The organism is Xanthomonas euvesicatoria (genome assembly GCF_013112235.1).
GTDB lineage: Bacteria > Pseudomonadota > Gammaproteobacteria > Xanthomonadales > Xanthomonadaceae > Xanthomonas > Xanthomonas euvesicatoria.
This window is the reverse complement of sequence record NZ_JABFFS010000001.1, coordinates 1,392,162-1,416,737: the sequence shown is the minus strand read 5'-3', so window position 1 is coordinate 1,416,737 and position 24,576 is coordinate 1,392,162. Positions and strand designations below refer to the sequence as shown.

Here is a 24,576-nt window from a genome sequence, read left to right as displayed (position 1 = left end):
CCCTGCAGCAATGCGAGCGAACGCGACAAGATGCGTGACCTGCATTCGACCATCTATCCCTTACGTCAGGACGCATTGCCTGCGCGCGTTGATCACCAACCTGATCGCAGCGCGTCGCCATGCATACACTAAGCGCCGGCATGCCGCGCATCGCCGTGTCGTCGGTTGGGGGGGAACTTGCCGATGCCCTGCAGGACGCGCGGCTGAGCCGACTCAACCACTGGAATGCTCACGCGATGAATCCGACCACGTTGTTGCTGGTGCAGTTGGCAGTGATCCTGGGCGCTGCGCGCCTGTGCGGTGCGTTGTTGCAACGCATTGGGCAGCCGCCGGTCATCGGCGAAATGGCGGCCGGGTTGTTGCTCGGTCCGATCGCATTCGGTGCCTGGCTGCCCGACCTGCACATGGCGTTGTTCGCCGCCAGAAGCCTGCCGCCGCTGTCCGGCCTGGCCACGATGGGCGTGGTGCTTTTCATGTTCGTGGTCGGTGTCGAATTGCGTGCGCCGGAAGGCACCAAGGCGCAAGTGCGCGCCTCGATCCTGGTGGGCGTGTCCGGCATCGTGTTGCCGCTGCTGCTCGGACTGGCTGCCGCGCCGTGGCTGTTCCCGCGCTTCGCACCGCAAGGCGTCAGCTTCTGGCCATTCGCGCTGTTCATTGCCGCGGCGATGTCGGTAACGGCATTTCCGATGCTGGCGCGCATCCTCAAGGACCGCAACATGACGCGGACGCCCGCCGGCCGCCTGGCGCTGGGCGCGGCCGTGATCGACGACGCCACGGTATGGATCTTCCTGGCGATCGTGCTGACCCTGACCGGCAACAACGCGCATGGCGGCGTGGCGTTCACGGCCATCGGTGCGTTGGTCTTGATCGCCGCCGTGTTCGGTGTGCTCAGGCCTGCCTATGCGCGCGTGCTGCGGCCACATGCGCATGACGGCCGGTATGCACCGAGCGCGCTGGTATGGGTCTTGATCGGTCTGCTGGCGTGCGCCGCGCTGGCGGAGTGGATCGGGCTGCATGCGATCTTTGGCGCCTTCCTGTTCGGCATTTGCCTGCCGCGCGATGACCGCCTGCTGGAACATCTGGCCGGGCGTATCGAGCCGCTGGCCATCACCCTGCTGATGCCGGTGCTGTTTGCGGTTGCCGGTCAAGCCACCAGCCCTGGTGCATTCGCCGGCGCCGGCCTGAGCGGACTTGTGCTGGTGATCGGGGTGGCGGTGGGCGGCAAGTTGCTCGGCTGCACGCTGGGTGCGCGCCTGAGCGGCCATCACTGGCGCGACAGTCTTACCGTGGGCTCGCTGATGAACGCACGCGGGCTGATGGAGTTGGTGGTGATCAAGATCGGCCTGGATAGCGGCGTGATCGGGCCGGATCTGTTTACGCTGTTGTTCGGCATGACGCTGGTGACCACGGTCATGGCCTCGCCGATGGTGGCCTGGTTCCAGCGCAAACGGCACGCAGCAGCCGATGCGCTGGCCGCAAGCAATTCACCTCACGGATGAGGGCGCGATGGTGCTGCGGTGCCGCGTCAGGCCCGATACCGTGCATGCAACTGGGCTGCCGTGCAGCGCACGGCATTGAATCATGGCGCGCTCCACGTTGCGGCACTGCACGCGCCCGCATCCGCTCCCACGCAGAGTGCCGTCATGTCCGACCCAGCTGAGCCGTGTTATGCCGAAAGCGCGGCACCGCCTGCGTTACGCGCGCAGCTGCAGTGCAGCTGACAATTTCGCCAGGGCGATTGCGCGCCGCAACCGGTGCTGGTGTTGCCCGATGGCAGCGTCGATCTGATCTGGAACGGCAGCGAAGTATTCGTCGCCGGGCCGGATCGCATTGCCAATCCCGCATCGGTGGCGGCAGGCACGACGTTGACCGGTGTCCGCCTGGCAGCGGGCGTGGCAGCCGGTCTGCTGCAGCTGCCGTTACACGCCATTGCCGACCAACGCGTTGCGCTGGAAACGCTGTGGGGCGAGCGGGGCCGCACATGGCAGCATCGCCTGGAAGACGGCGCCGACCCGTTACAGACCTTGCAGGCACTGTGCCAACAGCACGCCGTAGCGCGCGATCCGCAGATGGCTTGGCTGTTCGAACAACTGTCCGTCGGCGCGCCGACCCGGCTAAGCGCGTTGACCGACGCGTTGGGAATCAGCGAGCGCTCGCTGCGCCGCCGCTGTCAGGACGCATTCGGCTACGGCAGCAAGACGCTGGAGCGCGTCCTGCGCCTGCAGCGCTTCCTGCGGATTGTGCGACGGCACCGCAACTTGACCGAGGCCGCGCTGCATGCCGGCTACGGCGATGCGCCGCATCTGGTGCGCGATGCACGTCAACTCACAGGGCTAAGTCCGCGCGCACTGGTGCAGCAGCATGCACGCTGAGTTGGCCGTTTTCGCCAAGCCACCGGCGTGCGCCATCTGCATGCTGTGCACTCGCTCAGGAGCACGCCATGACCGACACCACGCAGCACCGCATCGATTATCTGGAATTTGCCTTCGACTCGATCGCCGTCGCCAAAGCCTTTTATGGGCAGGCCTTCGGCTGGACATTTCAGGACTACGGCCCTGACTACTGCGAATTCCGCGACGGCCGCCTGAGCGGCGGTTTCTTCCATGGCACGCCGCAGCCGGGTGACGCGCTGGTGGTGCTCGCCTCCGATGATCTGGCGCGCAGCCAGGCGCGCATCGAAGCGGCAGGTGGACGCATCACCCAACCGGTGTTCGCGTTCCCGGGCGGGCGCCGTTTTCACTTTGCCGACCCGCACGGCTATCCCTTGGCAGTGTGGTCAAAAGACTAAGCGCAGCTGGCAAAACGCCTACGCGCGCCGCCAGGCGGGCGCGGCCGGTGCGCGAAATCGGGGCATGTCCCACTCGTCCGCTGCGCCTGTGAGTGCGCCGGCTGCGCTCACCTGACGACTACTCGCTACGCTTTGTTACTCCAGGAGCGCAAATGAACGGGCTGCCCGCGCTCATTTGCGCGCGTACAGCCCCAGGAACATCGCCACCGCCGATTCGGCCACCTGCGTCTGTTGCTGCGGCGACAGCGGCGGCTGGCCCATGGTGATCTGCGGCCAGAACGCAAAGCCCTTCACCAGCGCCTGCAACTGCTGCGCGGCGAATTCAGGCTCTACGCCTGCCAGCCGGCCATCGGCCAGTGCGGCACGCAGCCAGGCGGTGGTGCCCTCTTCCTTGCTGCCCAGCTGCGACAACAATTCGCGCGCACGCGCCGGCGAGTGGATGCCTTCGGCGATGGCCACGCGCGACAGATCGATGAACGCCGGGTCGTCCAACAGCCGCAGTTTCTGTTGCAGCAGGGCGATCAACTGCAGGTGCAGCGGTTGGTCGGGCCGATAGGCCAGGTTCACCGCCTCGGCGCTGCGTTGCCACAGTCCGCGCAAGATCTCGCCAAACAAGGCGTCCTTGCTGGGGAAGTGGTTGTAGACCGTGCGTTTGGAAACGCCGGCGGTGGCGGCCACGCGGTCCATGCTGGTCGCTTCGAAGCCGTGCTGCCGGAATTGGGCAATGGCGGCCTCGACGATGGCGTTGCGCTTGCGGTCGGTCAGGCGCTGGGGCGTGGCCGGAGAGGAAGATGCGGTCGACATCGGGCGATTTTACACCGGGTAGTTTACTTTCACTAAAATAAAACTACACTGTGTAGTGTAATCAGTGCTGGTGCGCTGTGTTGTTGTCACCCCGCCGCCGTTGGTCTGTAGGAAGCTGCCTGTACGCCCGTCCATGCCGATCCTGACGCCAGGTCCACCCAGTGCTTGCTGCATCGCCGTTGCCTGATCGCTCGTCCTTCTGTTCTCCCACGTCTTGCCCGGACTTCCTATGGCTTCCCCACGCCCTTCCCCGTATGTCGATTCGCCGCAGTTTCGCGCTGGCCGCTTCCGTAATGCGATGCCGTTGCCGACCACCGTCATGACCCTGCGCGAGCAGCTCGGCCTGATGTGGGCCATGGTATTCGGCAAGCCCCGCACCACGGTGCCCTCCGCGCCCTTGCCGGTGCAGCCGCTGACACGCGCGCAACTGCTGGCCGCACCGGATCGCAGCCTGTACCGGCTGGGCCATTCCACCCTGCTGATGAAGCTGGCGGGCGGGCTGTGGCTGACCGACCCGGTGTTTTCCAAACGCGCCTCGCCGGTGCCGTTCGCCGGACCCAAGCGCTTCCACGCCCCGCCGATTGCGCTGGACGCGCTGCCGCCGCTGGCTGGGGTGATCCTGTCGCATGACCACTACGACCATCTCGACCGCGCCACCATCGGTGCGCTGGCCGACCGTGTCGGCGTGTTTGTGGCCCCGTTGGGCGTGGGCGACCTGCTGGTGCGCTGGGGCGTAGACCCGGCCAAGGTGCGGCAGCTGGACTGGTGGGAGTCGATCAGCATTGCCGGCCTGCAGCTCACCGCCACCCCGTCGCAACATTTTTCCGGCCGCGGGCTGTTCGACAATGGACGCACGCTGTGGTGTTCCTGGGTGATCCAGGCAGGTGACCTGCGTTTGTTCTTCAGCGGCGACGGCGGCTATGGCCCGCACTTCAAGACCATCGGCGAGCAGCTCGGGCCGTTCGATGTGGCATTGATCGAAAACGGCGCCTACGACCACATGTGGCCGCACGTGCACATGCAGCCGGAGCAGAGCCTGCAGGCGTTCATCGACGTCGGCGGCCGTAGCCTGCTGCCGATCCACAACGGCACCTTCGATCTGGCCATGCACGCGTGGCAGGAGCCGCTGGACCGGATCGTGGCGCTGGCCGACGCTGCTGGTGTCGCACTGATCACCCCGTGCATAGGCGAGCGCGTGGACTTGAATGCCCCCGGCAACCGCGTGCGTTGGTGGCGGCAGGACGCTGCGGCCATTGCGTCGGATGGAGTGGTGGCAACGCCGTAAATGGCCGGCTGCGGGGCCGGCGTGGGTTGCGGGTGTGGCTACGCCATGGTGCGTGTGATGCTTGTCGACGCCTTGGTGACCGCGTGCACAGCGTGACGCAAAGATCGGCAAGGTCGGTCTCTTCGACATCGCGAGTGCCACTGCCACGTGTCTCGATCTGCGCGTCTCGCACTGCAGCGGCAGACATGCGGATACGACCGGCATGATGTGGCATGTACCCGCGCACGGTGCGTTAAAAACTGAATGCTGATCCTGAAAGTGGCAATACCGTCATGTAGCGCGTCACATGCGCACAAACAAAAAACGGGATGGCACGCGGCCATCCCGTCTTGATTGCTCAGCACTGGCCAGGCATGCATGCCTTCGCATGCAAACATCGCCTACGCACGCACACGCTTACTCGGTCAATCCACGGTTTTCCAGCAGCGCCTTGACGCTGGGGTCTTTGCCGCGGAAATCGCGATACAGCGTGGCCAGATCGACGGTGTTGCCGCGCGAGAGGATCTTGGCGCGGAACGTGTCGCCGTTCTTGCGGGTCAGGCCGCCGTTTTCCTTGAACCATTCGAACGCATCGTCGTCGAGCACTTCCGACCAGAAGTACGCGTAGTACCCGGCCGAATAACCGCCGCCCCAGATGTGGTCGAAGTAGCTGCTGCGATAACGCGGCGGCACTTCGGCCAGATCCACCTTGAAGCGCTTCAGGGCGTCGGCTTCGAACTTGCTCACGTCCTGCAGCGGCGCGTCGGCCGGCTGGGTGTGCCAGGCCAGATCCAGCAGCGCTGCCGACAGGTATTCGGTGGTGGCGTAGCCGCTGTTGAAGGTCTTGGCCTTCTTGATCTTTTCCACCAGCTCGGCCGGCATCGGCGCGCCGGTCTGGTAGTGCTTGGCGTAGTGGGCGAAGACCTTCGGATCGGAGGCCCAGTGCTCGTTGAACTGCGAGGGGAATTCCACGAAGTCGCGCGAAGTGCTGGTGCCGGCAATCGAGGGGTACTTCACCTTGGAGAACATGCCGTGCAGCGCATGGCCGAACTCATGGAACAAGGTGGTGACGTCGTCAAAGCTCAGCAACGCCGGCTGGCCGGCGGCCGGCTTGGTGAAGTTGCACACGTTGTAGACCACCGGCTTGGCACCGGTAAGGCCATCCTGCTCGACGAACACGTCCATCCACGCGCCACCGGACTTGCTGTCGCGCTTGAAGTAGTCGGTGTAGAACAGCGCCATGGAAGTGCCGTCGGCATCGAACACCTCATACACCTTCATATCCGCGTGATAGGTCGGGATGTCGGTGCGTTGCTTGAAGGTGATGCCGTACAGCTGCGTGGCGGCGTAGAAGACGCCGTTCTGCAGCACGTTGTCCAGCTCGAAGTACGGCTTGATCTGCGCCTCGTCCAGGTCGTACTTGGCCTTGCGCACCTGCTCGGCGTAGAAGTCCCAATCGGACGCGGCGAGCTTGAAATCGCCGGTCTTTGCATCAGCACGTTGCGCGTCGATCACCTTCTGCATGTCGGCCACTTCGCGGCGCGCCTTGGCGGTGGCCGCCGGCACGGTGTCGGTCAGCAGCTTGAGCGCAGCATCCGGCGTCTTGGCCATCTGGTCGCCCAGGCTGTAGGCGGCGTAGTTGTCGAAGCCGAGCAACTTGGCCTTTTGCGCGCGCAGCTGCGCCAGGCGCTGGATGGTCTGGCGGGTGTCGTTGGCATCGCCCTTTTCTGCGCGTGTTTCAGAGGCCTTCAACACCTCGGCACGCAGCTGGCGATCCTTCAGCGAGGCCAGCACCGGCTGCTGGGTAGTGTTCTGCAGGGTGAGCAGATACTTGCCATCGAGCTTGCGGGCCTTGGCGGCATCGGCCGCGGCGGCGATATCGCCTTCGCTCAGGCCATCGAGCTTGGCCTTGTCGTCCACCACCACCGCGCCGGCGGCCGAGGCGGCGACCAGGCGGGTATGGAACTGCGTGGAGAGGGTGGTTTCTTCCACGTTGAGCTTGCGCAGGCTGTCCTTGTCGGCATCGGACAACTGCGCGCCGGCGCGTACCAGCTCTTCGTAGTCGCGCTCGACCAGACGCTTCTGCTCCGGGTCCAGATTCAGCGTGTCGCGCTGGTCGTAAATGGTTTTGACGCGTGCGAAGAGTTTGGGGTCCAGATTGATCTCGTCCTGATGCGCGGCCAGCTTGGGCGCGATCTCTTCCTGGATTTTCTGGCGTGCGTCGCTGGTATCGGCCTGCACCAGCCCGAAGAAGATGCGCGACACGCGCGTAAGCGTTTCGCCACCACGCTCCATCGCTTCGATGGTGTTGTCGAAGGTGGGCGCTTGGGGGTTATCGGCGATCTTGCGGATGTCGGCCAGATGCTGGCGCATGCCTTCTTCGAACGCCGGCAGGTAATCGGCGTCCTTGATCTTGTCGAACGGCGGCGCCTGGAACGGCAGCGTGCTGGCAGTCAGCAAGGGGTTGGATGCAGCATCCGCGGCCGGGGCCGGGGCCGGGGCGGTTTTCTCGGTCACGGTGGTGGACTCCTGGCCGGACGACTCTTTTCCAGAACAAGCAGCCAGTGCCAAGGTGATGGCAGCGGCCAGAACGACGGTACGCGACATGGCGTGTGATTCCTGAGTGGGTAGTGCAGCCGGCCACGCTAGCGGGTTTCGCGCCCGCTGGCATGTGCCGTTGGATTGGGTCGACGGACGCGGTTGGGGATGGCGGCGCTACAGCGTCTCGTCCTTGAAAATCGCCACATGCGGGGTGCCGTCGGCATCGATCCAGCCGCGGTACATGCCCTCGGTATTGAAGGGAAACGCCAGGTTGCCCTGTGCATCCAGCGCGATGGCGCCGCCGTCGCCGCCGGCCTTTGGGATCTGCTGGTCGATCACGGTCTCGGCCGCCTGCTGCAGCGATTGTCCGGCGTATTTCATGCGCGCGCAGATGTCGTAGGCCGCCACGGCGCGGATGTAGAACTCGCCCCAGCCGGTGCCCGACACCGCGCATTGGCTGTTGGCATAGGTGCCGGCGCCGATGATCGGCGCATCGCCCACGCGGCCATAGCGCTTGTTGGTCATGCCGCCGGTGGAGGTGCCAGCGGCCAGATGGCCGTCGCGGTCCAGCGCCAGCGCACCGACCGTGCCGAAATGCTTGGCGGTTTCCAGGTCCAGCTGCGCCTGCGCCTGGCGGTCGCCGGCCTCGGCCTTGAGCGCCTTCTGCAGCTGCTGCCAGCGCTTGTCGGTGCGGAAATAGCTGGGGTCGACCAGGGCGATGCCTTGCTCGCGCGCGAATTGCTCGGCGCCGTTGCCGACCAGCATGACGTGCCTGGAGTGGTCCATCACGCGGCGTGCCAGCTGGATCGGGTTCTTGACCGTGTGCACGCCGGCAATCGCGCCGGCCTTGCCGCTGGCGCCGTCCATGATGGCCGCGTCCAGTTCGTTCCTGCCGTCGTGGGTAAACACCGCACCACGCCCCGCATTGAACTGCGGTGCGTCCTCCAGCACGGTGATCGTGGCGGCCACTGCATCCACCGCACTGCCACCGCGGTTCAACACCGCGTGCCCAGTGCGCAGTGCGCGTTGCATCGCCTCGCGCGCCTGCGCCTGCTCGTCCTTGGAAAGGCTGGATTTCTCCACGCCCGCACCACCGTGGATCACCAGCATCGGCGTGGCCGACAGCGCCGGGCCGGCGATGAGCAGCAGAGAAAGCGACAGACACAACGCGCGTGCGCACCTAGCGATCATGAAGTGCCTCGATGGAATGCATATTCGACGACAGGCGCACCAGTTCACCAACCAACGCCGACGATCCTTCAACCGCGCGCCACGCCACTCACAACGTATCGCGATGCTTGCCGCGCCACGGTCGGTACCAGGTGCGGATGGCGGCGATATCGGCGGCCATGTCGTTACCGGTCCAGAACGGCTCGCCGATGCCCACCGTCTTGCTGGGGTAGTCGAAATACACCGGCAGGATCGGCACGTTGGAATCGGAAGCGATCTTCCAGAAGCCGGCCTTCCATTGCTCCACCCGCTTGCGCGTGCCTTCGGGGGTGATCACGTACCACATCTGCTCGGAGTTACGGATCAGCCGCACCGCCTGGCCGATGGTGCCCTGTGGCGAGCTGCGGTCCAGCGGAATGCCGCCGAGCTTGCGCAGCAGCGGGCCCAGCGGCCACCAGAACAGCTGCGCCTTGCCCAGCACGCGCACTTCAAAACCCAGCGCGAACTTGGCCGCAAAGCCCAAAAAGCCGTCCCAGTTGGACGAATGCGGGGCCACGATCATGACCAGCTTGGGCTCGTCGGGCAGCCGCCCGAGCAGGCGCCAGCCGGTCACGCGCAAGGCGGTACGGCCCAGCCAACGGATGAAGCGGCCATGGGCACGCGGCATCCGGGGCGGAGATGGCTGCAGCAGGATGTTGGCCTGTGTTACCGGTGGCAACGACGGGTCGGGTTGACTCACGCTTACTCCCAGTGGGACGCAGAGCGTCCACGCTTGATTTGGCTGCGTTCCCGCTTGGCATCCAGCCGCCGCAGCTTGGCACCATGACTCGGTTTGGTGGCGACCCGGCGCTTGGGCACCGACAGGCACGCACTGATGATTTCGACCAGCCGCTCGCGCGCATCGTCGCGGTTGCGGTCTTGGGTGCGGAAGCGCTGCGCGTCGATCACCAGCACGCCGTCGGCCGTCATGCGGCGGTCGCGCCGCGACAGCAGCCGCGCCCGCAGCGGCTCGGGCAGCGACGGCGACCCAGCCACGTCGAAACGCAGCTCCACCGCGGTGGAGACCTTGTTGACGTTCTGCCCGCCGGCGCCGCTGGCACGCACGAAGCGTTCGACGAGTTCGCTGGGCGGAATCGTCAGGCTGGGGGTGATCTGGATCGGGTCGCTGGCCATGTGCGCCGATTGTATCGGCAGCGGCGTGGACGCGCGCGCGAACGCCGGCTCCCGTATGCTGCGGCCGGTCCCCCGTTTGCAGGATGCTCCGATGACACCTACTCGTTCGCTCACTGCCAGGCGCCACCTCGCGTGCCGGCTGCTGCTGTCGGCCCTGCTGGCCGTGGCCGCCCCGGCGGCATTGGCGCAGGCGCCCAGCGATGCCGACATCAACCGTCTGCTGGCCGCCTCGCGCGCGCAGACCATGCTGGATACGATGCTGCCGCAGATCGAAGCACTGCAGCAGCAGCAATTCGCCCAGCTCACCGCACAGCGCCAGCTCGACCCCGACCAACAGGCGCAGCTGCAGCGCATCCAGGAACGGACCCGCCAGACCGTGCGCAAGGCGCTGTCGTGGTCGGAATTGCGCCCGATGTATGTGGATATCTACAAGCGCTCGTTCTCGCGCGAGGACGTGCTGGCCATGGCCGAGTTCTACGAGAGCTCGGCCGGCCAGAGCCTGCTCGACAAGACCCCGGCCCTGACCCAGAACCTGATGGGCGCCATCCAGCAAAGGATGCTGCCGCTGTTTGCCGACCTGCAGAAGGACCTGGAGAAGATCGTCAACGAACCTGCGCCGACCAAGAAGCCCTGAGAGGCGGGGAATGGGGAATGGGGAATGGGGAATCGTCAGAGCTTGCTTTGCTGGGGCCTTGAGTTAGCGGAGAGTGGCACGCGCGTTGACCAGGCGGGCTGAGCGCGCGCCCTCATCCGCCTCTGCGGCGCCCCTCCCCCGTAGGACGATCAGGGCGCTCCCGCGCGACAGCGGTGGCGCCACCTACAACTGCGCCACGTCCCAACCAAACAACGCACACGCCTTGGTGAACTCCGCATCCAGCGGCGCGGTGATGCTGATGCGCCGGCCACCGCCCGGATGCGGAAATCCCAGGCGTTCGGCGTGCAGCAACATGCGGTGGATGCCGAGCATGCGGAAACTGCGGTTGTGGCGGCCGTCGCCGTGGCTGGTGTCGCCGATCATGTGATGGGACAGGTGCTTCATATGCCGGCGAATCTGCCGGAAGCGGCCGGTCTGCGGCTGACAGCGCAGCAGTGCGTAGCGCGAGGTGGTGAACCCGGTGGAAGGAATCTCCAGCTCGCCGGTGGCCAGACGCTGGAAATGCGTCACGGCCGGCTTCTTGACCGGCTTGCCCGGCCCGCCGTCCAGGTCATGGTCGACGATGAAGCGCTCCTCGGCCGGCCAGCCGCGACAGACGGTGAGATAATCTTTCTCCACCTCGCGCGCCATCAAGGCCTTGCCCAGCGCACTGGCGCTGTCGCGATCGAAGGCCAGCAGCAGGCAGCCGCTGGTGGCGCGGTCGAGCCGGTGCACCAGAAAGATCGGCTTGCCCAGCTGCTCGCGCAGACGGTCGGCCAGGAAGTCGTCCTCCCCACGCGCCAGCTTGCTGTCATGGACCATCAGGCCGGCGGGTTTGTCGACGACGGCCAGGACATCGTCCTGGTAGAGAATCTGCAGATGCTTGGGGGATATGCTCACCGGCGGATTATCCGCATCGCCGACACCGCATGCCACTGCATCGCCGCTGCCGAGCGGCGAACACCGCAACTGTTCTGTCACCAGGCCACGCGCACGGCAATGGCTGCGGCCTGGACCGCTCGCACGGTGCAATTGCTGCGCGCTCCACACGCAACTGATGCCTGCCCGCTGCATGGGTGGTTGCTTCACGTCTCACTTGCCCCAACCACGCCAGCGTCAGGGCAGCAGAAGGATGCGCGTATTGCGGTGTGTTGCGCCATCGTGCAACGCCAACAGATGGACCACCACCGGCGCGCTCAGTAGGGCGTGCCGTCCTTGTGCCGGTACGCGCGCTGCCCGTCCGCCACGGGGACCAGCATCAGGTCATCGTCCGGATAGGTCACGCAATCGCCGGCACTGCGGTCGCCCACTTCCAGGTACGTCACCACCGCCTGGCTGCGATTGATCAGGCAATGCGCATCGCCGTCGCCGGCGCGGAAGCCAACGCACATGCCCGGCTGCAGCAACTGCTCGCCGGCGTTGGTGATCAGGCTGGGCGCGCCGCTGACGATGTAGACGAACTCGTCCTGCTGCGAATGCCCGTGCCGCAGCGCCGAACGTGCACCCGGCGCCAGCGTGGTCAGGTTGACGCCGAAGTTGCGCAGCCCGAACACCTCGCCCAGTGCGCGCTTCTGGCGGCCGCCCATCTGCGCGGCGAACACCGGCGGATAGCTGGATTCTTGCGTGCGCGGTGGCGCATCCAGCGCAGCAATCGCCGCTACGGGTGTGCTTGCGTCCAAGGTATCGGTTGCGTCGGGCATGGTCGTCCCCTATCGCCGCAACCAGGCGACCAGCAGCGCGGCTGAACCGGCGCCGCCGCTGATCCAGCTCCACACCGGCACCGTACCCAGGTACCAACCATCCGGATGCAGTCCATAGAGCACGGCCGCGACCACCAGTAACCCGCTGCCGGTGATGGCGGTCACCACGCGGGTCTGCAGCTTGCGTAGGCTCAGGTCCAGGGCGAGCAGTTCGGGCGAGCGGATGTCGATCTGATGGCGGCCTTCCACCTGCTGCTTCAGCCAGCTGTGCACCAGGCGCGGCATGTCCGGCGCATGGGTCATGATCTCCGGCAACCGCTTGCCCAGTTCGCGCAGCACGCGGCGCGGGCTGTAACGCTCGCGCAGGATGCGTTCGAGCACCGGTCGCGCCACCGCCCAGATATCCAGCTTGGGGTCCAGCTGCCGGCCCACGCCTTCGATATTGAGCAGCGTTTTTTGCAGCAAGATCAGCTGCGGCTGCAGGGTCAACTCATAGCGCTGCGCCACGCGGAACAATTTGATCAGCACCTGCGCCAGCGAAATCTCCGACAACGGCCGGGTGAAATACGGCTCGCATACCGAGCGCGCGGCCGCTTCCAGTTCGTCGATGCGCACGTTGCTGGGCATCCAGCCGGCCTCCACGTGCAACTCGGCCATGCGGCGGTAATCCTTGTGGAAGATCGCCATGAAGTTCTCGGCCAGGTAGTACTGATCTTCCTGCGAGAGCTGGCCCATGATGCCGAAATCCAGCGCAATGAAGCGCGGATTGAGCCGGCGTTCCGGGTCCGAATCGACCCAGATGTTGCCGGCGTGCGCATCGGCATGGAAGAAGTTGTCGCGAAATACCTGGGTGTAGAACACGCGTACGCCCTTGGCCGCGAGCGCCTTGCGATCGATGCCCGCCGCATCGAGCTTGGCGATGTCGTCGGATGGAATGCCGTACACGCGCTCCAGCGTGAGCGCGCGCTCGGCGGTGTGCGACCAGATCACTTCCGGCACGTACAGATCGTCCGAGCCTTCCCAGAACCGGCGCAATACGCTGGCGTTGGCGCCTTCGCGCTGCAGGTCCAGTTCGGCGGCCAGCGTGCCTTCGATCTCGGCCACCACTTCACGCGGACGGATCTTGTCGGCACGCGGGTGGGTGCGCTCGACCAAGGTGGCCAGCGAGTGCAGCAACGCGATATCGGCATCGATCTGGCGTTCGATGTCCGGACGCAGCACCTTGACCACCACTTCGCGGCGCACGCCGTTGGCATCGGGCGGCAACGTGGCCGCATGCACCTGCGCGATCGACGCCGAGGCCAGCGGCACGGTATCGAAGCTGGCAAACGCCACGCTGACCGGCAGGCCGAGTGCGGCTTCGACGATCAGGCGCGCGGCCTGGCCATCGAACGGCTTGACCCGGTCCTGCAGCAAGGTGAGTTCTTCGGCCACGTCGGCCGGAATCAGATCGCGCCGGGTGGACAGAATCTGCCCGAACTTGACGAAGATCGGCCCCAGTTCCTGTAGCGCCAGGCGCAGCCGCGCGCCGCGCGATTGCGCGGCGATTTCGGCGCTGGCACGCGGCACGAAGGGCTTGGCCAAACGCAACCAACGCTCGGCCGGGGTGCCTTCCAGCAAGGCATCCAGGCGATAGCGCAGGATCACCCGGCCGATGCGGCTTGCCCGCAGGATCGCCTTCATGCTGTGCCTCCGCTCGCACGCAGGCGGCGCACGCGCGCGGCCAGCCGTTCGACGTCATCGCGTAGCTCGTCCACGTCGTCATGGAAAGCCTCGAGCTCGGCGCGTGGCACCACATCGCGCGATTCTTCGGTGACGAATTCGGCCGCGCTCTGCGCCAGATCCACCGCACTGCGACGTGCCTGCTGCAGCGCTGCGCGCACCGCGCCGGCGATCTGCACGCCCAGGATGTCGCCGAACACCGTAACGAACGGCAACTGCCAATCCGGGTCGAAGCGGCCGGCCAGTTGCTGCAGCTGGCGCGCCAGTTCGGCGTCGCCGGAAACCTTGAGCCGACCGGCCGGCGCGCCGGTGCGACGTGCGTTGGCCAGCAGCGGCAGTTGCCCGAGCAAGCCGGCCAGGCTGCTGCGCACCGCCAGGTCAGGTTCCTGTGCCTGATCGACCGGGCCGACCAGCAACCGGCACTCGTGCACGCGGATCTGCAGGGCCAGCGCGGGCGCCTCCAGGGTCAGCGCGATGCGCTGGCCTTCCAGCGGCAGCAGGGCGTCGCGGGTATCCGGGTCCAGCGCCAGCGCACGGTTGAGCGCTGCCTGCAGGGCCTGGCCGGCGAGCGGCTTGAGGGAATTGAAGAGTGATCCGGGCATGCCCGCATTCTACCGCCCCTGCATGTCGCAGCTGCCTGACGGCGGTGTGGCACGTGCGCCGGCTGTCGGTACGGCGGTCGTGCGGTCGTTGCGACGGCAGGTTGCCGGGCACCGCGGCGTATGGCCAACCTGCCGTTCGTGGGCTCCGGCATACTGGGCTCGGCGGTCGCGATGGACAAGGACATGGCCAAGCGCGTGTTGCGCGATGCCGGGCTGGCGGTGGCGCCGTTCGTCTGCTTCAACCGCCACACGGCCGCGATGGCCGATGTAGAGGCGTTGATCGCGCAGTTGGGCTTGCCGCTGTTCGTCAAACCGGCCAACCAGGGCTCGTCGGTCGGCGTCAGCCAGGTGCGCAGCGCCGATCAGTTCGCCGCTGCACTCGCCTTGGCCTTGGCCTACGACCACAAGGTGTTGGTGGAAGCGGCCATTGCCGGGCGCGAAATCGAATGTGCCGTGCTGGGCAATGCCACACCCCAGGCCAGCGTCTGCGGCGAGGTGGTGGTGCACGACGCGTTCTATTCGTACCAGACCAAATACATCAGCGAACACGGCGCGGAGATCGTGATTCCGGCCGACATCGATGCGCGGACCCAGCAGCGCATCCAGCAAATCGCGGTGCAGGCTTACCAGGCGCTGGACTGTGCAGGCCTGGCACGGGTGGATGTCTTCCTGTGCGCCGATGGACGCATCGTGATCAACGAGGTCAACACGCTGCCGGGCTTCACCCGCATCAGCATGTATCCGAAATTATGGCAGGCAAGCGGGCTGGACTATCGCAGCCTGATCACGCGGTTGATCGAGCTTGCACTAGAACGGCATGCCGGCGATCAATTACTGCGCAGTGCGGTCCAATTGCCTTGATAGCGCTGCCGCCGTTACATCGCATACAAGCGCGCGACCACGACCACGACGCCGCGCTTGTAACCACCATTGCACATTCAAAATGCGCGCATCTCCGGCCACAACGCACAGGGCCCGCATCCTTGCGGAAGCGGGCCCTGTGAGCGCCAACCGGCAGCGCCGCTGCCGTGACGTATCGCAGCTAAGCGTTATACCTTGCCGCGACGGAACATCGAGATCACTGCCAGGATCAGGAACACCACGAACAGGATCCAGGCGATGTTGGTCGCCGCACCGGCGATACCGCTAAAGCCCAGCACAGCAGCGATGATGGCGATGACGAAAAAGATGATGGCGTAATGCAGCATGGCAAGGTATCCAGAAGTTGTCGTGCCGAATCGGCGCAGACGTATCTTGTGGATATGCCGGTCTTTATCCGGTGATGGCGATGTCGTTGGAAGATGAGGATCGCAGCCGTTGCAGGCCTTCTTCGATGCTGATGCGCGGTACATAGCCGAAGTCGCGACGTGCTGGCTCCATGCTGTACCAATGCGGCGTACACAGCTGTTCCACCAGAAAACGCGTCAACGGCACCTCGCCTGGCAGACGCAACAGTGGCCATAGCGTTTCGCACACGGCGCCGATGCGGTAGGCGGTGTTGAATGACAGCGAGCGCGTGACTGCCGGCGCGTCCACCGCAGCCAGCAAACGATTGAGCAACTCGCGCATCGGCAGCGGTTCGCCATTGGAAATGAAGTACGCCTTGCCTGCGCAGGCAGCGCCCACGGCAAGGTGCTCGAACGCATCGAAATGCGCCTGCGCGGCGTTGTCGATGTACGTGCTGTCGACCAGATTGCTGCCATCGCCGACCATGCGCAGCCGCCCGGCACGCGCACGCGCGGCCAGGCGCGGCAACAAGTGATTGTCGCCCGGCCCCCAGATCAGGCGCGGTCGCAGCGCCACTGTCGCCAACTGGGCATCGTTGGCCGCCAGCACTGCACGCTCGGCAATGGCCTTGGTTGCCGCGTAGGCGGCGCGCAGATTCTCGCCATACGGCACTTCGTCGGCACCGAGTCCTTCCACCGGGTTGGTGGCGCGATGGGTGACGCTGGGCGTGGAGGTATAGATCAACCGCGGCACGCCATTGGCGCGACAGGCCTCGATCACGTTCTGCGTGCCCACCACATTGGCCTGGTGATAGCTGTCGTAACTGCCCCATGCGCCGGCCTTGGCGGCATTGTGGAACACCGCATCGATGCCGGCGAAGGCATGCCGCACCGCCTGCGGGTCGGCCAGGTCGCCGCGGATCTGGCCCACGCCCAGGCGTTGCAGCACCGGGTAATCGCCGCGCTGGAAGCTCACCACCTCGTGCCCACGCGCGCGCAGGCCGCGGCACAACGCCTGGCCAAGAAAGCCGCCACCACCGGTCACCAATACCTTCATCGCACAACACCTCGCCTCTGAGGGACGACACCATAGCCGGCCACACCCGACTTGGCGATCTTGCGTCGACGCGCGGCCGTGCAGGCTGCCGTCGAGGGCCGCAGCGACCAACAGACACTGCGCCTAATCCCTGGCGGGCGGGTGGGTGCGGTGATCGGAATCGACCGCTTGCGCGCTGCAATTTACGAGTGCGCCATCCATACCCGCCTGACTACTAGGCGCTGCCTGTTGTCATCCGTTCTTATGCAGCTGCTGCGCTGCCCACACCGCCAGCGTTTCGCGGCCGATCTTGGCGTTGTGGCGGATGTCGACCGGAAAACCGGAGTGGCGCAGGAAACGCGCGATACCTGCGGTGTGCGGGCGGGCAGCGCCCAGCGCGCGCAGGTCGCTTTCCACCTGTGCGAACGCGGGAGCAGACACCCCCGGCTGCAACTCCACGCACAGCACCGGTTGCTGCTGTCCGGGCGCACCCACGCCCACCAGCGCGGTGCGCCGCACCTGCGGATGCACGTTGAACACCGGCTCCACCTGTTCGGTGTACAGCGGGCCGCTGGCGGTTTCCACGCGCTGGGTCTTGCGCCCACAGAACCACAAGCGTCCTTCGGCGTCGAAATATCCGACATCGCCCATGCGGTGCACGACGCGCTCGCTGCCATCGCTGCGGCGTTCGCGGATCTTGGCGATGCGCGTGGCCGCATCGCGGTTGAAATAGGTGTCGGTGGCGGTAGGGCCGGCAACGGTGATCTCGCCGACCTCACCGGTCGCCAGCACGCGCACGCCACTCCAATCGGCAATGGCCGCATCGTCAATCGCAATAATGCGCACCTCATTCGGCGCGACCACCTGGCCCACACAGGTGCCGGCACCAGCCTCGGTGGCGGCGCGCGTGGCATCCAGGGTGCGCCCTTCGATCGCGGCCACCGGCAGGCATTCGGTGGCGCCGTACGGGGTCCAGAACTGCGCATCGGCCGGCAGCAGCGCGCGGATCTTCGCCACCACATCCGGTGGCACCGGTGCACCGGCCGACGTGGCCAGGCGCACGTTGGGAAGCGGCTGCCCATAGTCGGCCAGCACGCGCATCAGGGCCGGCGAACCGAACAACTGGGTGATACCGAAGCGCGCGATCGCATCATGCAACTTGCGCGGGTCGGCACTGCCCGGGCGGGTCGGATCCATGTCCGGAATCACCGAGGTCAGCCCCAGCGCCGGATCGAACAAGGCGAACGGCGGAAACGTCGGCAGATCCACCCCGCCCGGCTGCATGCCGAACGCATTGCGCAGCAATTCGATCTGCCCAACAAAGTGCCGGTGGCGATACACCACGCCCTTAGGCACGCCGGTCGAGCCGCTGGTGAACAGGATCGCCGCCACATCGTCGGGCGCGGTGTCGGCCAGTTGGCTGCCTGCGCCGGCACCATCGCGCTCCACCCGCGCCAGCGTGACTCCCCCCCAGCCGTAACGTCCGCCGACGGTAACGATCTGCTTTGCCGAGCGCGCCCAGCGCAACAGGCGACGCGCCAGCTGCGCCAGCGCAATGCCGATAAATGCCTGCGGCTGCGCTTCGTCCAGGCACTGCTTGAGCGCACGTTTGTCGATGCCGGGGTCCACCAGCACCGGCACCGCGCCAGCCTTGAACAAGGCGAACATCAGCAGGAAGAATTCCGGCGACGGCCGCACCATCACCACCGCACGCGCGCCGCGCCCGATGCCGTGGCGTGCCAGCCCGGCGGCGATCGCATCGCTGCGCGCATCCAGCTCGGCATAGCTCAAGGTCAGATCGTAGGCGGCAAACCCGTTGGCGCCGCGAGTGCCCGGGCAACGGATGGCGATCTGGTCGGGGCGCTCGCGCGCCAGTTGCGGAAGGGTGGCCGCGATATTGCAGAGGGTCGTCATCTGCGCATTATCACCCATGCGCCAATGACGCCGGCCGCTGCAGGCTGCCTGAAGGCGACGCGCGGCGCGGGCGCAAGCGCGGCTCATCATCACCTGACGCCATGACGCATCGATGCGCGGCAGTACCCGACCCAATCGCCGCAACGCGTTCGCAGCGCATGCCTGGGTGCGCGGCACGCGTGGAGCGCCGCCATCCAGGCATGGCGGCGCGCATCTGAATCGCTAACCGGTCACCGCGGCACGCTACTTGTATCGCGGCGCGGTTCGGTCAAAATGCCGCGCTTCCCACGCGATTTCGCCGCGCCAGGCCCGGCACTCCATGGCACACCCCTGCCTTACCTGCGGCGCCTGCTGCGCCTATTTCCGCGTCAGTTTCCATTGGAGCGAAGCCGATCCTGCATTGGGCGGCAGGGTGCCGATCGAGCTGACCGACGCCCTACGCACGCATGAGCGGGTGATGCGCGGCACCTCGCAGTCGCAGCCGCGCTGCATCGCGCTGGACGCGGACATCGGGCGCTACAGCCGCTGCAGCATCCACGACCGCCGCCCCTCGTCCTGCGCGGCCGTGCCGGCCTCGCTGGAATTCGGGCAGCGCAGTGCGCAATGCGATAAATCGCGTTTGGCGCACGGCCTGCACGCACTGACCGATGCCGATTGGGTTGGCGTGGACGACGCACAACGCAACCCGCTGCCGCCGGTGTAATGCCGTAGCGCAGCACCTGGTGTCGTGCTCGCAATCGCGTCGGCAGGCATCTGGCCGAGATGACCGATGCGCTGCATCGGATTTGGATGCAGTCATTCCAGTCATTGCGTGCAGTGAGCTGACGCGTAGCCGCACGCTGCTGCCGGCGCAATGCGCTAGAGCGGATTGCGCTCCAGAAACGCGCGAATCGCCGGCACCAACACCTCATGCTTGTCTTCCAGCACATAGTGATTGGCATCGTCGAATGCTGTCACTTCGGCCTGCGGCAGTGCCTTGCGAAAGCCGGCCAGGAAGTGCTTGTCGAAACAGATGTCGCGCAGGCCCCAGGCAATGAAGGCCGGGCGATCGGCGAACGCAGGCAGCGCCTGCGCCGAGCGCTCCAGCAGCGACCACCCCTTGTCGGCCGGCGATAGCGGAATATCCTGCATGAAGCGGATGGTGGAGATGCGATTGCGCCAGTTGTTGTACGGCGCCACATACGCACGGCGTACATCCGACGGCATCGGCCGCGACACGCCCAACCATGAAGCGCCGGACGAGAACGCATTGAACGTGCGGATGAACCACTCGCCCAGCCGCCAGTGCCGACCCATCGCAATCTGCCACGGCATCGGCTTTTCCGCCGGCAGCGGGAACGCTGCGGTGTTGGTGATGACCAGCCGCTTGACCTGGGCGTGATGCGACAACGCCCAGCCGAACCCGATCATGCCGCCCCAATCGTGCACTGCCAGCGTCACCGGCCCGGTGATGCCCAGATGCCGCAACAACGTATCCAGATCGTCCACGCGCGATTGCAGCGTGTAGTCATAACGCGGCTGCGCGTCGGGCGCATCGTCCGGCTTGTCGGACAGCCCCATGCCGATGTGATCGGGCACGATGCAGCGGTAGCGATCGGACAGGCCACTGACCAGATGCCGCCACAAATAACTCCACGACGGATTGCCGTGCAGCATGACAACCACCTCGCCATCGCGCGGGCCTTCGTCCAGATACGACATCGCAACGCCGGGGCGCACTTCAAGGCGCTTGGGGGTAAAGGGGTAGCCGGGGTAATTCATGCAAAAACGCGTCCGATTCAGTTCGAGTAATTTCGCGGGGTGCAGGTGCTGCCCTGTACCGCACACAAGTGCAGATTACGTTGATTGTCACGATGCGTCCGGGCCAAGGCACGCCGCCCGTAGCGGAGATTCGCATAGATCCCAAGCGTCACTCGGCTTGCCTCGCATGCCCCCGATACGGCGGCAGTTGATGCTCGTCGCTGGACAGCAGCTGTAGAAATGCCGGATGTAGGAACAGTTTTTCTTTGCCTAAACGCTGCTCTTTCAAGACATCGATATCTACCAGTTCCTTGAGGTGACGTGCAGCGGTTTGCCTGGTCACGCCCAGCACCTCTACAACATTTTGGATGCGGCAATACGGCTGGTTGAAGATCACATCGACAAGCTCGCGGCTGTAGGCCTTCGGTGCGAGGCTACGGACGTGATCTTGTGCCTGTGCCTCCAAGCCGCGAATCGCCTGGATTTTGGCTGTTGTCCATGCAGCAGTCTCAGCGACGGCAGCGAGCATGTAATGAATCCACTCGGCCCAGTGTCCATGCCGTGTCACGTCCAGCAGCAAGCGGTAGTAGTCGCTGCGATGTCGAATAATGTAGCGCGACAGATACAGCACCGGCACATCAAGTAATCCTTGTTCGATCAGCATCAGCAGATTCAACACCCGCCCTGTGCGACCGTTACCATCGGTAAATGGGTGGATCGCTTCGAATTGATAATGCGCAACCGCCATCCGGATCAATGGATCGACATCGGTGTGTTCGTGGATAAAGCGCTCCCAGTTCGCGAGTTTGTCGCGTAGCAGCGTTTCACCCACTGGCGGGGTATAAATGATCTGCTGGATCTGATCGTTAGCCAGCGCAGTACCAGGCACGCGACGAACCTGCATCTGTACCGCGTTGATACGACTGCACACGACAATTGCGGTTTCGGTACACAGCGGCCGCTGTCTGAGCGATTGAAAGCCTTCGTACAGCGCACTGCGGTAACGCAGGGCTTCTTTGGTCGCGGGATTTTGGGCGCGCTCTTGGTCGTCTGCGTAGCGAAATAAATCGTCAGTGGTCGTGACGATGTTTTCGATCTCCGAGCTGGCCTGCGCCTCCAGGACCGGAATCGTATTGATCAACACGGCCGGGCTGGGTAACAACGCGGTGGCCTGTTTCAGTTCGGCCAGGGCGGTGCGTGCGACGATGCAAGCCTTGAGCAGGCTGCGGGTTTCTATATCTCCCGCCGGCGGTAGCGGCGGGAGAGCATTGTGGGGTTGACCCGGGTCGAAAGCGGGTGGTTCATCCATGGCACCTGCTCATGTTGCGAGAACGAACATGATGCAAGAACGCGTTCTAAAAATCCATTTTTTTTAACGCGTCTTTCCGTGCATCACCAAACCACTTCGGCCATCGAGCAGTTCAAGCCCGAGCCAATGCCCAGCAGCGCGATGCGGTCGCCCTTCTTCAGGCGGCCCAGCTCCTTGAGCTTGCTCAGCACGATCGGCACCGAGGCCGGGCCGATGTTGCCGTGCTCGCCGAAGATGGTCATGACCTTGGCCGGGTCGATGCCGAACGACTTCACGAAGGCGGCGGTGTGCGGGCGGCTGACCTGGTGGATGACGAACTGGTCCAGCTCCTCCACCGCCCAGCCCAGCACCTGCCTGGCGGCCATGAAGGTCTTCTGGGCCAGCTTGATCCCTTCGATCAGCAACAAGCGGGTGTCGGTGACCATGCGGTCCAGGTTGCCCCGGCACAGCTTGTTCCACTCGGTGGCCGAACGGGTCACGCCGCCCTTGTAGCGCGGCGCGTCGGGCACCAACTCGGTGCGCGCCATCACCATGGCTGCTGCACCGCAGCCCAGGGTCAGCGCGGCAAGTTCGTTGCGGAACTCCTCCTCGGTGACATCCGGCGAGGTCATGCGCTCAAGGGTCTTTTCGTACACCAGGTTGGCAGTCTCGCCATCCACCACCAACGCATAGTCGATCTCGCCGCGCTCGAGCATGCGTGCGGCGATGTCCATGCCATTGATGAAGGCCAGGCAGGCGTTGGCCACGTCGAAGGTGACGCAGTGGTCGCCCACGCCCAGGTTGCCGGACACGATGGACGCCGTGGACGGCTCCAGGTAATCGCGGCTCACCGAGGTGTTGACCAGCAAGCCGATCTTCTCGATGCCGATACCGGCATCGATCAGCGCCTTGCGCGCGGCCTGGGTGGCGGCGTCCGATGCCTGGACATCCTGGTCCCACAAGCGCCGTGCATGGATACCGGCAACGTCGCCCAACACGTCGGTCTTGATTCCGAGGCGGTCGTAGGTCGGTTGCAGGCGTTCGTTGATTTCCTTGGAAGTCAGCGTGTGCGGCGCATCAACATGCGCCAGTCCCGCGATGGAGACATTCTGGAAGAGCATCGAAGTAGCGCCATGGCGTCAGGCGAGGGGGCGCTAGTCTAGCCGCTGGCTGGTTTTACCGCATCTTTACAATTGAATCGCCTGCGCCCCAGCCCAACGGTTCAGCGCGGGGGGCAGCGGAAGGCGTTGAAACGCTGGCTGCCGTCGGCCGGCTGGCCTTGCGCCTGCACCGCATTGGCGTTGGCGCCGGGGGCCTCGTTGCGCGCCAGCGTTTCCAGCTCTTCCTGCACGCGCAGCGGGTTGCGGTTGTAGAAGCCGACCTTGCTCTTGACCGTCACCACCACTTCGCCCTGCTGCTGACACCCCGCTGGCACAGGGCCTGCGGGCAGCACCCGCACACTTTTGCCGCTTTGTTCGATCGGCACCCAGGTGCACGCCGCAGTGGTGGTGGCAACCAGAACAGACAGCATCAGCACGCGCATAAGTCATCACACCTGTGGGGAAAGCCGGATTGTGCCGCAGTTGCCTGCTGGCGATCCGGCGCGCGGTGGCACCCGCCATCCACCCATTCAGCGCACCGAACCGCCTTGCCTTGAGCGTGCATACCCGTTTGGCCGCGGTGTCCGCCGTCCTGCAGCGCGTCCGGGTGTCCGGACACGGACACACCTACGCGACTGAAGACCCTTTAAAAACAATGGCTTTTTGTTGGCACACCGTTTGCTCTTCTGTATCTCGCAACCGCCGGCAGCCGCTGAAACTGACTTTTCGCTGAACAAAATAAAAAGCCACGCGAAAGTTCTTGTGCGTACCGAAGCGGTGTACTACCTTACTACCACACCACTGATTAACAACACCAAGAGACCCCGCCATGAAGACCCAGACCCTGCGCATCGCCCTCTCCACCGCCCTGTTCGCTGGCGCCACCCTGGCCGGGTTTGCCCAGGCCGCGAGCCTGACCACCCTGGACACCGTCCAGGTTCGCCCGGCCGCCGACCAGATCGCCCAGCAGACACTGGAGCGCAACAGCGCCATTCGCACCCTGACCGCCGTGCAAGTGCGTCCCTCGGCCGAGCAAGTGGCCGCACTGGCCGCCGAACAGGCCGGCCCGCGCATCGTCACCTTGGCGGCGGTGCAGGTGCGCCCTTCGGCTGAACAGCGTGCTGACCTGGTGGTGCGCAGCGCCGCCGCCAGCGCGCAGAGCGCCTCCAGCCAGGCAGCTGGCGCCATCGGTGCACTGATGGGCCAGGTCATCGTGAACCTGCCGACGCCGCAGCTGCAGCCCTCGCCGGCCGAACTGGAAGCGCTGGTCAACGCCGCCATCAGCCTTTAAGCACGCGCGCAGCTACACTTGCGCGCATGCCAGCACCTGTCCTCGACGTCATCCTGTTTCAGCCTGAAATTCCGCCCAATACGGGCAATGTGATTCGCTTGTGCGCCAATACCGGCGCGCGCCTGCACCTGATCGAGCCGCTCGGCTTCGACCTCAGCGACAAGCAGCTCAAGCGCGCCGGCCTGGACTACCACGAATACGCGCCGTTGCAGGTGCACACCGACCTGCCCAGCGCCCTGGCCGCGATCGCGCCCAAGCGCGTCTTCGCGCTGAGCACCCGCAGTACGGTGCGCTACGACACACCGCAGTTCGCCGATGGCGATGCGTTTTTATTTGGTCCGGAAACCCGCGGCCTGCCGGCCGAGGTGCTGGAGTCAATTCCGCCGCAGCACCGGCTCCGTTTGCCGATGCGCCCGGACAACCGCAGCCTCAATCTGTCCAACACCGTTGCGGTGATGGTGTTCGAAGCCTGGCGGCAATGGAATTTCGCTGGCGGCCAGTAACCAGGCGATAGCCGGGACTGTACGCAACGGCATGCGCCTGCGTGCCTGCTGGCAAGACCGCATCGACGGACGCGCGATGA

24 protein-coding genes and 2 pseudogenes are annotated in these 24,576 nt (G+C 65.3%); 9 read left to right on the top strand and 17 right to left on the bottom strand.

What is annotated here, in order from left to right; genetic code table 11:
* Nucleotides 1-236 precede the first annotated feature (236 nt).
* From HLH45_RS05950 to HLH45_RS05940, 3 genes and pseudogenes are all read left to right on the top strand, one after another.
* Nucleotides 237-1,499, top strand: coding sequence for a cation:proton antiporter (locus HLH45_RS05950; RefSeq protein WP_008572243.1), 1,263 nt, complete (start codon nucleotides 237-239; stop codon nucleotides 1,497-1,499).
* 144 nt (nucleotides 1,500-1,643) lie between these two features.
* Nucleotides 1,644-2,372 (top strand): annotated as a pseudogene (locus HLH45_RS05945) (helix-turn-helix domain-containing protein).
* Between the two features lie 68 nt (nucleotides 2,373-2,440).
* Nucleotides 2,441-2,788 carry a VOC family protein gene (locus HLH45_RS05940; RefSeq protein WP_008572238.1) on the top strand — a complete coding sequence of 116 codons (348 nt, stop codon included), beginning with the start codon at nucleotides 2,441-2,443 and terminating at the stop codon, nucleotides 2,786-2,788.
* Between the two features lie 171 nt (nucleotides 2,789-2,959).
* Here the strand turns inward: HLH45_RS05940 and HLH45_RS05935 are convergent, their stop codons facing one another.
* Both HLH45_RS05935 and HLH45_RS21740 read right to left on the bottom strand, forming a co-directional pair.
* The gene (locus tag HLH45_RS05935) at nucleotides 2,960-3,592 is read right to left on the bottom strand and encodes a TetR/AcrR family transcriptional regulator (protein ID WP_008572236.1); all 633 of its coding nucleotides are present in this window, start codon (nucleotides 3,590-3,592) and stop codon (nucleotides 2,960-2,962) included.
* 9 nt (nucleotides 3,593-3,601) lie between these two features.
* The gene (locus HLH45_RS21740) at nucleotides 3,602-3,823 is read right to left on the bottom strand and encodes a hypothetical protein (protein WP_031420688.1); all 222 of its coding nucleotides are present in this window, start codon (nucleotides 3,821-3,823) and stop codon (nucleotides 3,602-3,604) included.
* Between HLH45_RS21740 and HLH45_RS05925 the strand changes: the two genes are divergently transcribed.
* Entirely contained in the window at nucleotides 3,822-4,877 is a 1,056-nt protein-coding gene (locus HLH45_RS05925) for an MBL fold metallo-hydrolase (protein ID WP_033478636.1), read from the top strand. The two genes, HLH45_RS21740 and HLH45_RS05925, sit on opposite strands and share 2 nt — an antisense overlap.
* A gap of 396 nt (nucleotides 4,878-5,273) precedes the next feature.
* Here the strand turns inward: HLH45_RS05925 and dcp are convergent, their stop codons facing one another.
* The 4 genes from dcp to arfB all read right to left on the bottom strand — a co-directional run bounded on the left by dcp (nucleotide 5,274) and on the right by arfB (nucleotide 9,740).
* A complete protein-coding gene (gene dcp / locus HLH45_RS05920) occupies nucleotides 5,274-7,463 on the bottom strand; it encodes a peptidyl-dipeptidase Dcp (protein ID WP_008572233.1) in 2,190 nt (729 codons plus the stop codon).
* A 108-nt stretch (nucleotides 7,464-7,571) separates the two neighbouring features.
* Nucleotides 7,572-8,588, bottom strand: coding sequence for an isoaspartyl peptidase/L-asparaginase family protein (locus HLH45_RS05915; RefSeq protein WP_033478634.1), 1,017 nt, complete (start codon nucleotides 8,586-8,588; stop codon nucleotides 7,572-7,574).
* An 88-nt stretch (nucleotides 8,589-8,676) separates the two neighbouring features.
* Nucleotides 8,677-9,306 (bottom strand): lysophosphatidylcholine acyltransferase, encoded by a 630-nt coding sequence (locus HLH45_RS05910; RefSeq protein ID WP_011345965.1) that lies wholly within the window; start codon nucleotides 9,304-9,306, stop codon nucleotides 8,677-8,679.
* Between the two features lie 2 nt (nucleotides 9,307-9,308).
* A complete protein-coding gene (gene arfB / locus HLH45_RS05905; protein ID WP_005912264.1) occupies nucleotides 9,309-9,740 on the bottom strand; it encodes an alternative ribosome rescue aminoacyl-tRNA hydrolase ArfB in 432 nt (143 codons plus the stop codon).
* Nucleotides 9,741-9,795: 55 nt separating this feature from the next.
* Between arfB and HLH45_RS05900 the strand changes: the two genes are divergently transcribed.
* Nucleotides 9,796-10,374 carry a DUF2059 domain-containing protein gene (locus tag HLH45_RS05900; RefSeq protein ID WP_033478643.1) on the top strand — a complete coding sequence of 193 codons (579 nt, stop codon included), beginning with the start codon at nucleotides 9,796-9,798 and terminating at the stop codon, nucleotides 10,372-10,374.
* A 183-nt stretch (nucleotides 10,375-10,557) separates the two neighbouring features.
* On the opposite strand, the gene HLH45_RS05895 is transcribed toward HLH45_RS05900, so the two are convergent.
* The 4 genes from HLH45_RS05895 to HLH45_RS05880 form a co-directional block, all read right to left on the bottom strand.
* The gene (locus tag HLH45_RS05895) at nucleotides 10,558-11,310 is read right to left on the bottom strand and encodes a pseudouridine synthase (RefSeq protein ID WP_033478642.1); all 753 of its coding nucleotides are present in this window, start codon (nucleotides 11,308-11,310) and stop codon (nucleotides 10,558-10,560) included.
* Between the two features lie 260 nt (nucleotides 11,311-11,570).
* Nucleotides 11,571-12,074, bottom strand: coding sequence for a cupin domain-containing protein (locus HLH45_RS05890; RefSeq protein WP_008572223.1), 504 nt, complete (start codon nucleotides 12,072-12,074; stop codon nucleotides 11,571-11,573).
* Nucleotides 12,075-12,083: 9 nt separating this feature from the next.
* A complete protein-coding gene (gene ubiB / locus HLH45_RS05885; protein ID WP_008572222.1) occupies nucleotides 12,084-13,757 on the bottom strand; it encodes a ubiquinone biosynthesis regulatory protein kinase UbiB in 1,674 nt (557 codons plus the stop codon).
* The gene (locus HLH45_RS05880; RefSeq protein ID WP_008572220.1) at nucleotides 13,754-14,398 is read right to left on the bottom strand and encodes a ubiquinone biosynthesis accessory factor UbiJ; all 645 of its coding nucleotides are present in this window, start codon (nucleotides 14,396-14,398) and stop codon (nucleotides 13,754-13,756) included. Before HLH45_RS05880 ends, ubiB begins: the two co-directional genes overlap by 4 nt.
* 117 nt (nucleotides 14,399-14,515) lie before the next feature.
* Between HLH45_RS05880 and HLH45_RS05875 the strand changes: the two are divergent.
* Nucleotides 14,516-15,259: pseudogene (locus HLH45_RS05875) on the top strand (D-alanine--D-alanine ligase family protein); the annotation flags it as partial.
* Nucleotides 15,260-15,447: 188 nt separating this feature from the next.
* On the opposite strand, the gene HLH45_RS05870 reads toward HLH45_RS05875, so the two are convergent.
* The 3 genes from HLH45_RS05870 to oleC form a co-directional block, all read right to left on the bottom strand.
* Nucleotides 15,448-15,606 (bottom strand): DUF1328 domain-containing protein, encoded by a 159-nt coding sequence (locus HLH45_RS05870; RefSeq protein WP_003468167.1) that lies wholly within the window; start codon nucleotides 15,604-15,606, stop codon nucleotides 15,448-15,450.
* 64 nt (nucleotides 15,607-15,670) lie between these two features.
* Nucleotides 15,671-16,681 carry a 2-alkyl-3-oxoalkanoate reductase gene (gene oleD / locus HLH45_RS05865; protein WP_008572201.1) on the bottom strand — a complete coding sequence of 337 codons (1,011 nt, stop codon included), beginning with the start codon at nucleotides 16,679-16,681 and terminating at the stop codon, nucleotides 15,671-15,673.
* A gap of 231 nt (nucleotides 16,682-16,912) precedes the next feature.
* Nucleotides 16,913-18,574, bottom strand: coding sequence for an olefin beta-lactone synthetase (gene oleC / locus HLH45_RS05860; RefSeq protein ID WP_033478640.1), 1,662 nt, complete (start codon nucleotides 18,572-18,574; stop codon nucleotides 16,913-16,915).
* Between the two features lie 319 nt (nucleotides 18,575-18,893).
* On the opposite strand from oleC, the gene HLH45_RS05855 reads away from it, so the two are divergent.
* Nucleotides 18,894-19,277 (top strand): YkgJ family cysteine cluster protein, encoded by a 384-nt coding sequence (locus tag HLH45_RS05855; RefSeq protein ID WP_008572198.1) that lies wholly within the window; start codon nucleotides 18,894-18,896, stop codon nucleotides 19,275-19,277.
* Between the two features lie 155 nt (nucleotides 19,278-19,432).
* Here HLH45_RS05855 and HLH45_RS05850 read toward each other — a convergent pair whose 3' ends face one another.
* The 4 genes from HLH45_RS05850 to HLH45_RS05835 form a co-directional block, all read right to left on the bottom strand.
* Complete coding sequence (locus HLH45_RS05850) at nucleotides 19,433-20,335, bottom strand: alpha/beta fold hydrolase (RefSeq protein WP_033478632.1); 903 nt, start codon at nucleotides 20,333-20,335, stop codon at nucleotides 19,433-19,435.
* Nucleotides 20,336-20,483: 148 nt separating this feature from the next.
* On the bottom strand, nucleotides 20,484-21,623 hold the full coding sequence (fic, locus tag HLH45_RS05845) for a protein adenylyltransferase Fic (RefSeq protein WP_008572195.1): 1,140 nt from the start codon (nucleotides 21,621-21,623) through the stop codon (nucleotides 20,484-20,486).
* A gap of 83 nt (nucleotides 21,624-21,706) precedes the next feature.
* A complete protein-coding gene (locus tag HLH45_RS05840) occupies nucleotides 21,707-22,723 on the bottom strand; it encodes a 3-oxoacyl-ACP synthase III (RefSeq protein WP_008572193.1) in 1,017 nt (338 codons plus the stop codon).
* A 101-nt stretch (nucleotides 22,724-22,824) separates the two neighbouring features.
* On the bottom strand, nucleotides 22,825-23,145 hold the full coding sequence (locus tag HLH45_RS05835) for a DUF4156 domain-containing protein (RefSeq protein ID WP_008572192.1): 321 nt from the start codon (nucleotides 23,143-23,145) through the stop codon (nucleotides 22,825-22,827).
* Between the two features lie 386 nt (nucleotides 23,146-23,531).
* Between HLH45_RS05835 and HLH45_RS05830 the strand changes: the two genes are divergently transcribed.
* Both HLH45_RS05830 and HLH45_RS05825 read left to right on the top strand, forming a co-directional pair.
* The gene (locus tag HLH45_RS05830; RefSeq protein ID WP_008572191.1) at nucleotides 23,532-23,993 is read left to right on the top strand and encodes an XAC0231 family protein; all 462 of its coding nucleotides are present in this window, start codon (nucleotides 23,532-23,534) and stop codon (nucleotides 23,991-23,993) included.
* A 26-nt stretch (nucleotides 23,994-24,019) separates the two neighbouring features.
* Nucleotides 24,020-24,496, top strand: a complete 477-nt coding sequence (locus HLH45_RS05825) for a tRNA (cytidine(34)-2'-O)-methyltransferase (RefSeq protein ID WP_008572190.1) — start codon at nucleotides 24,020-24,022, stop codon at nucleotides 24,494-24,496.
* Nucleotides 24,497-24,576: the final 80 nt, after the last annotated feature.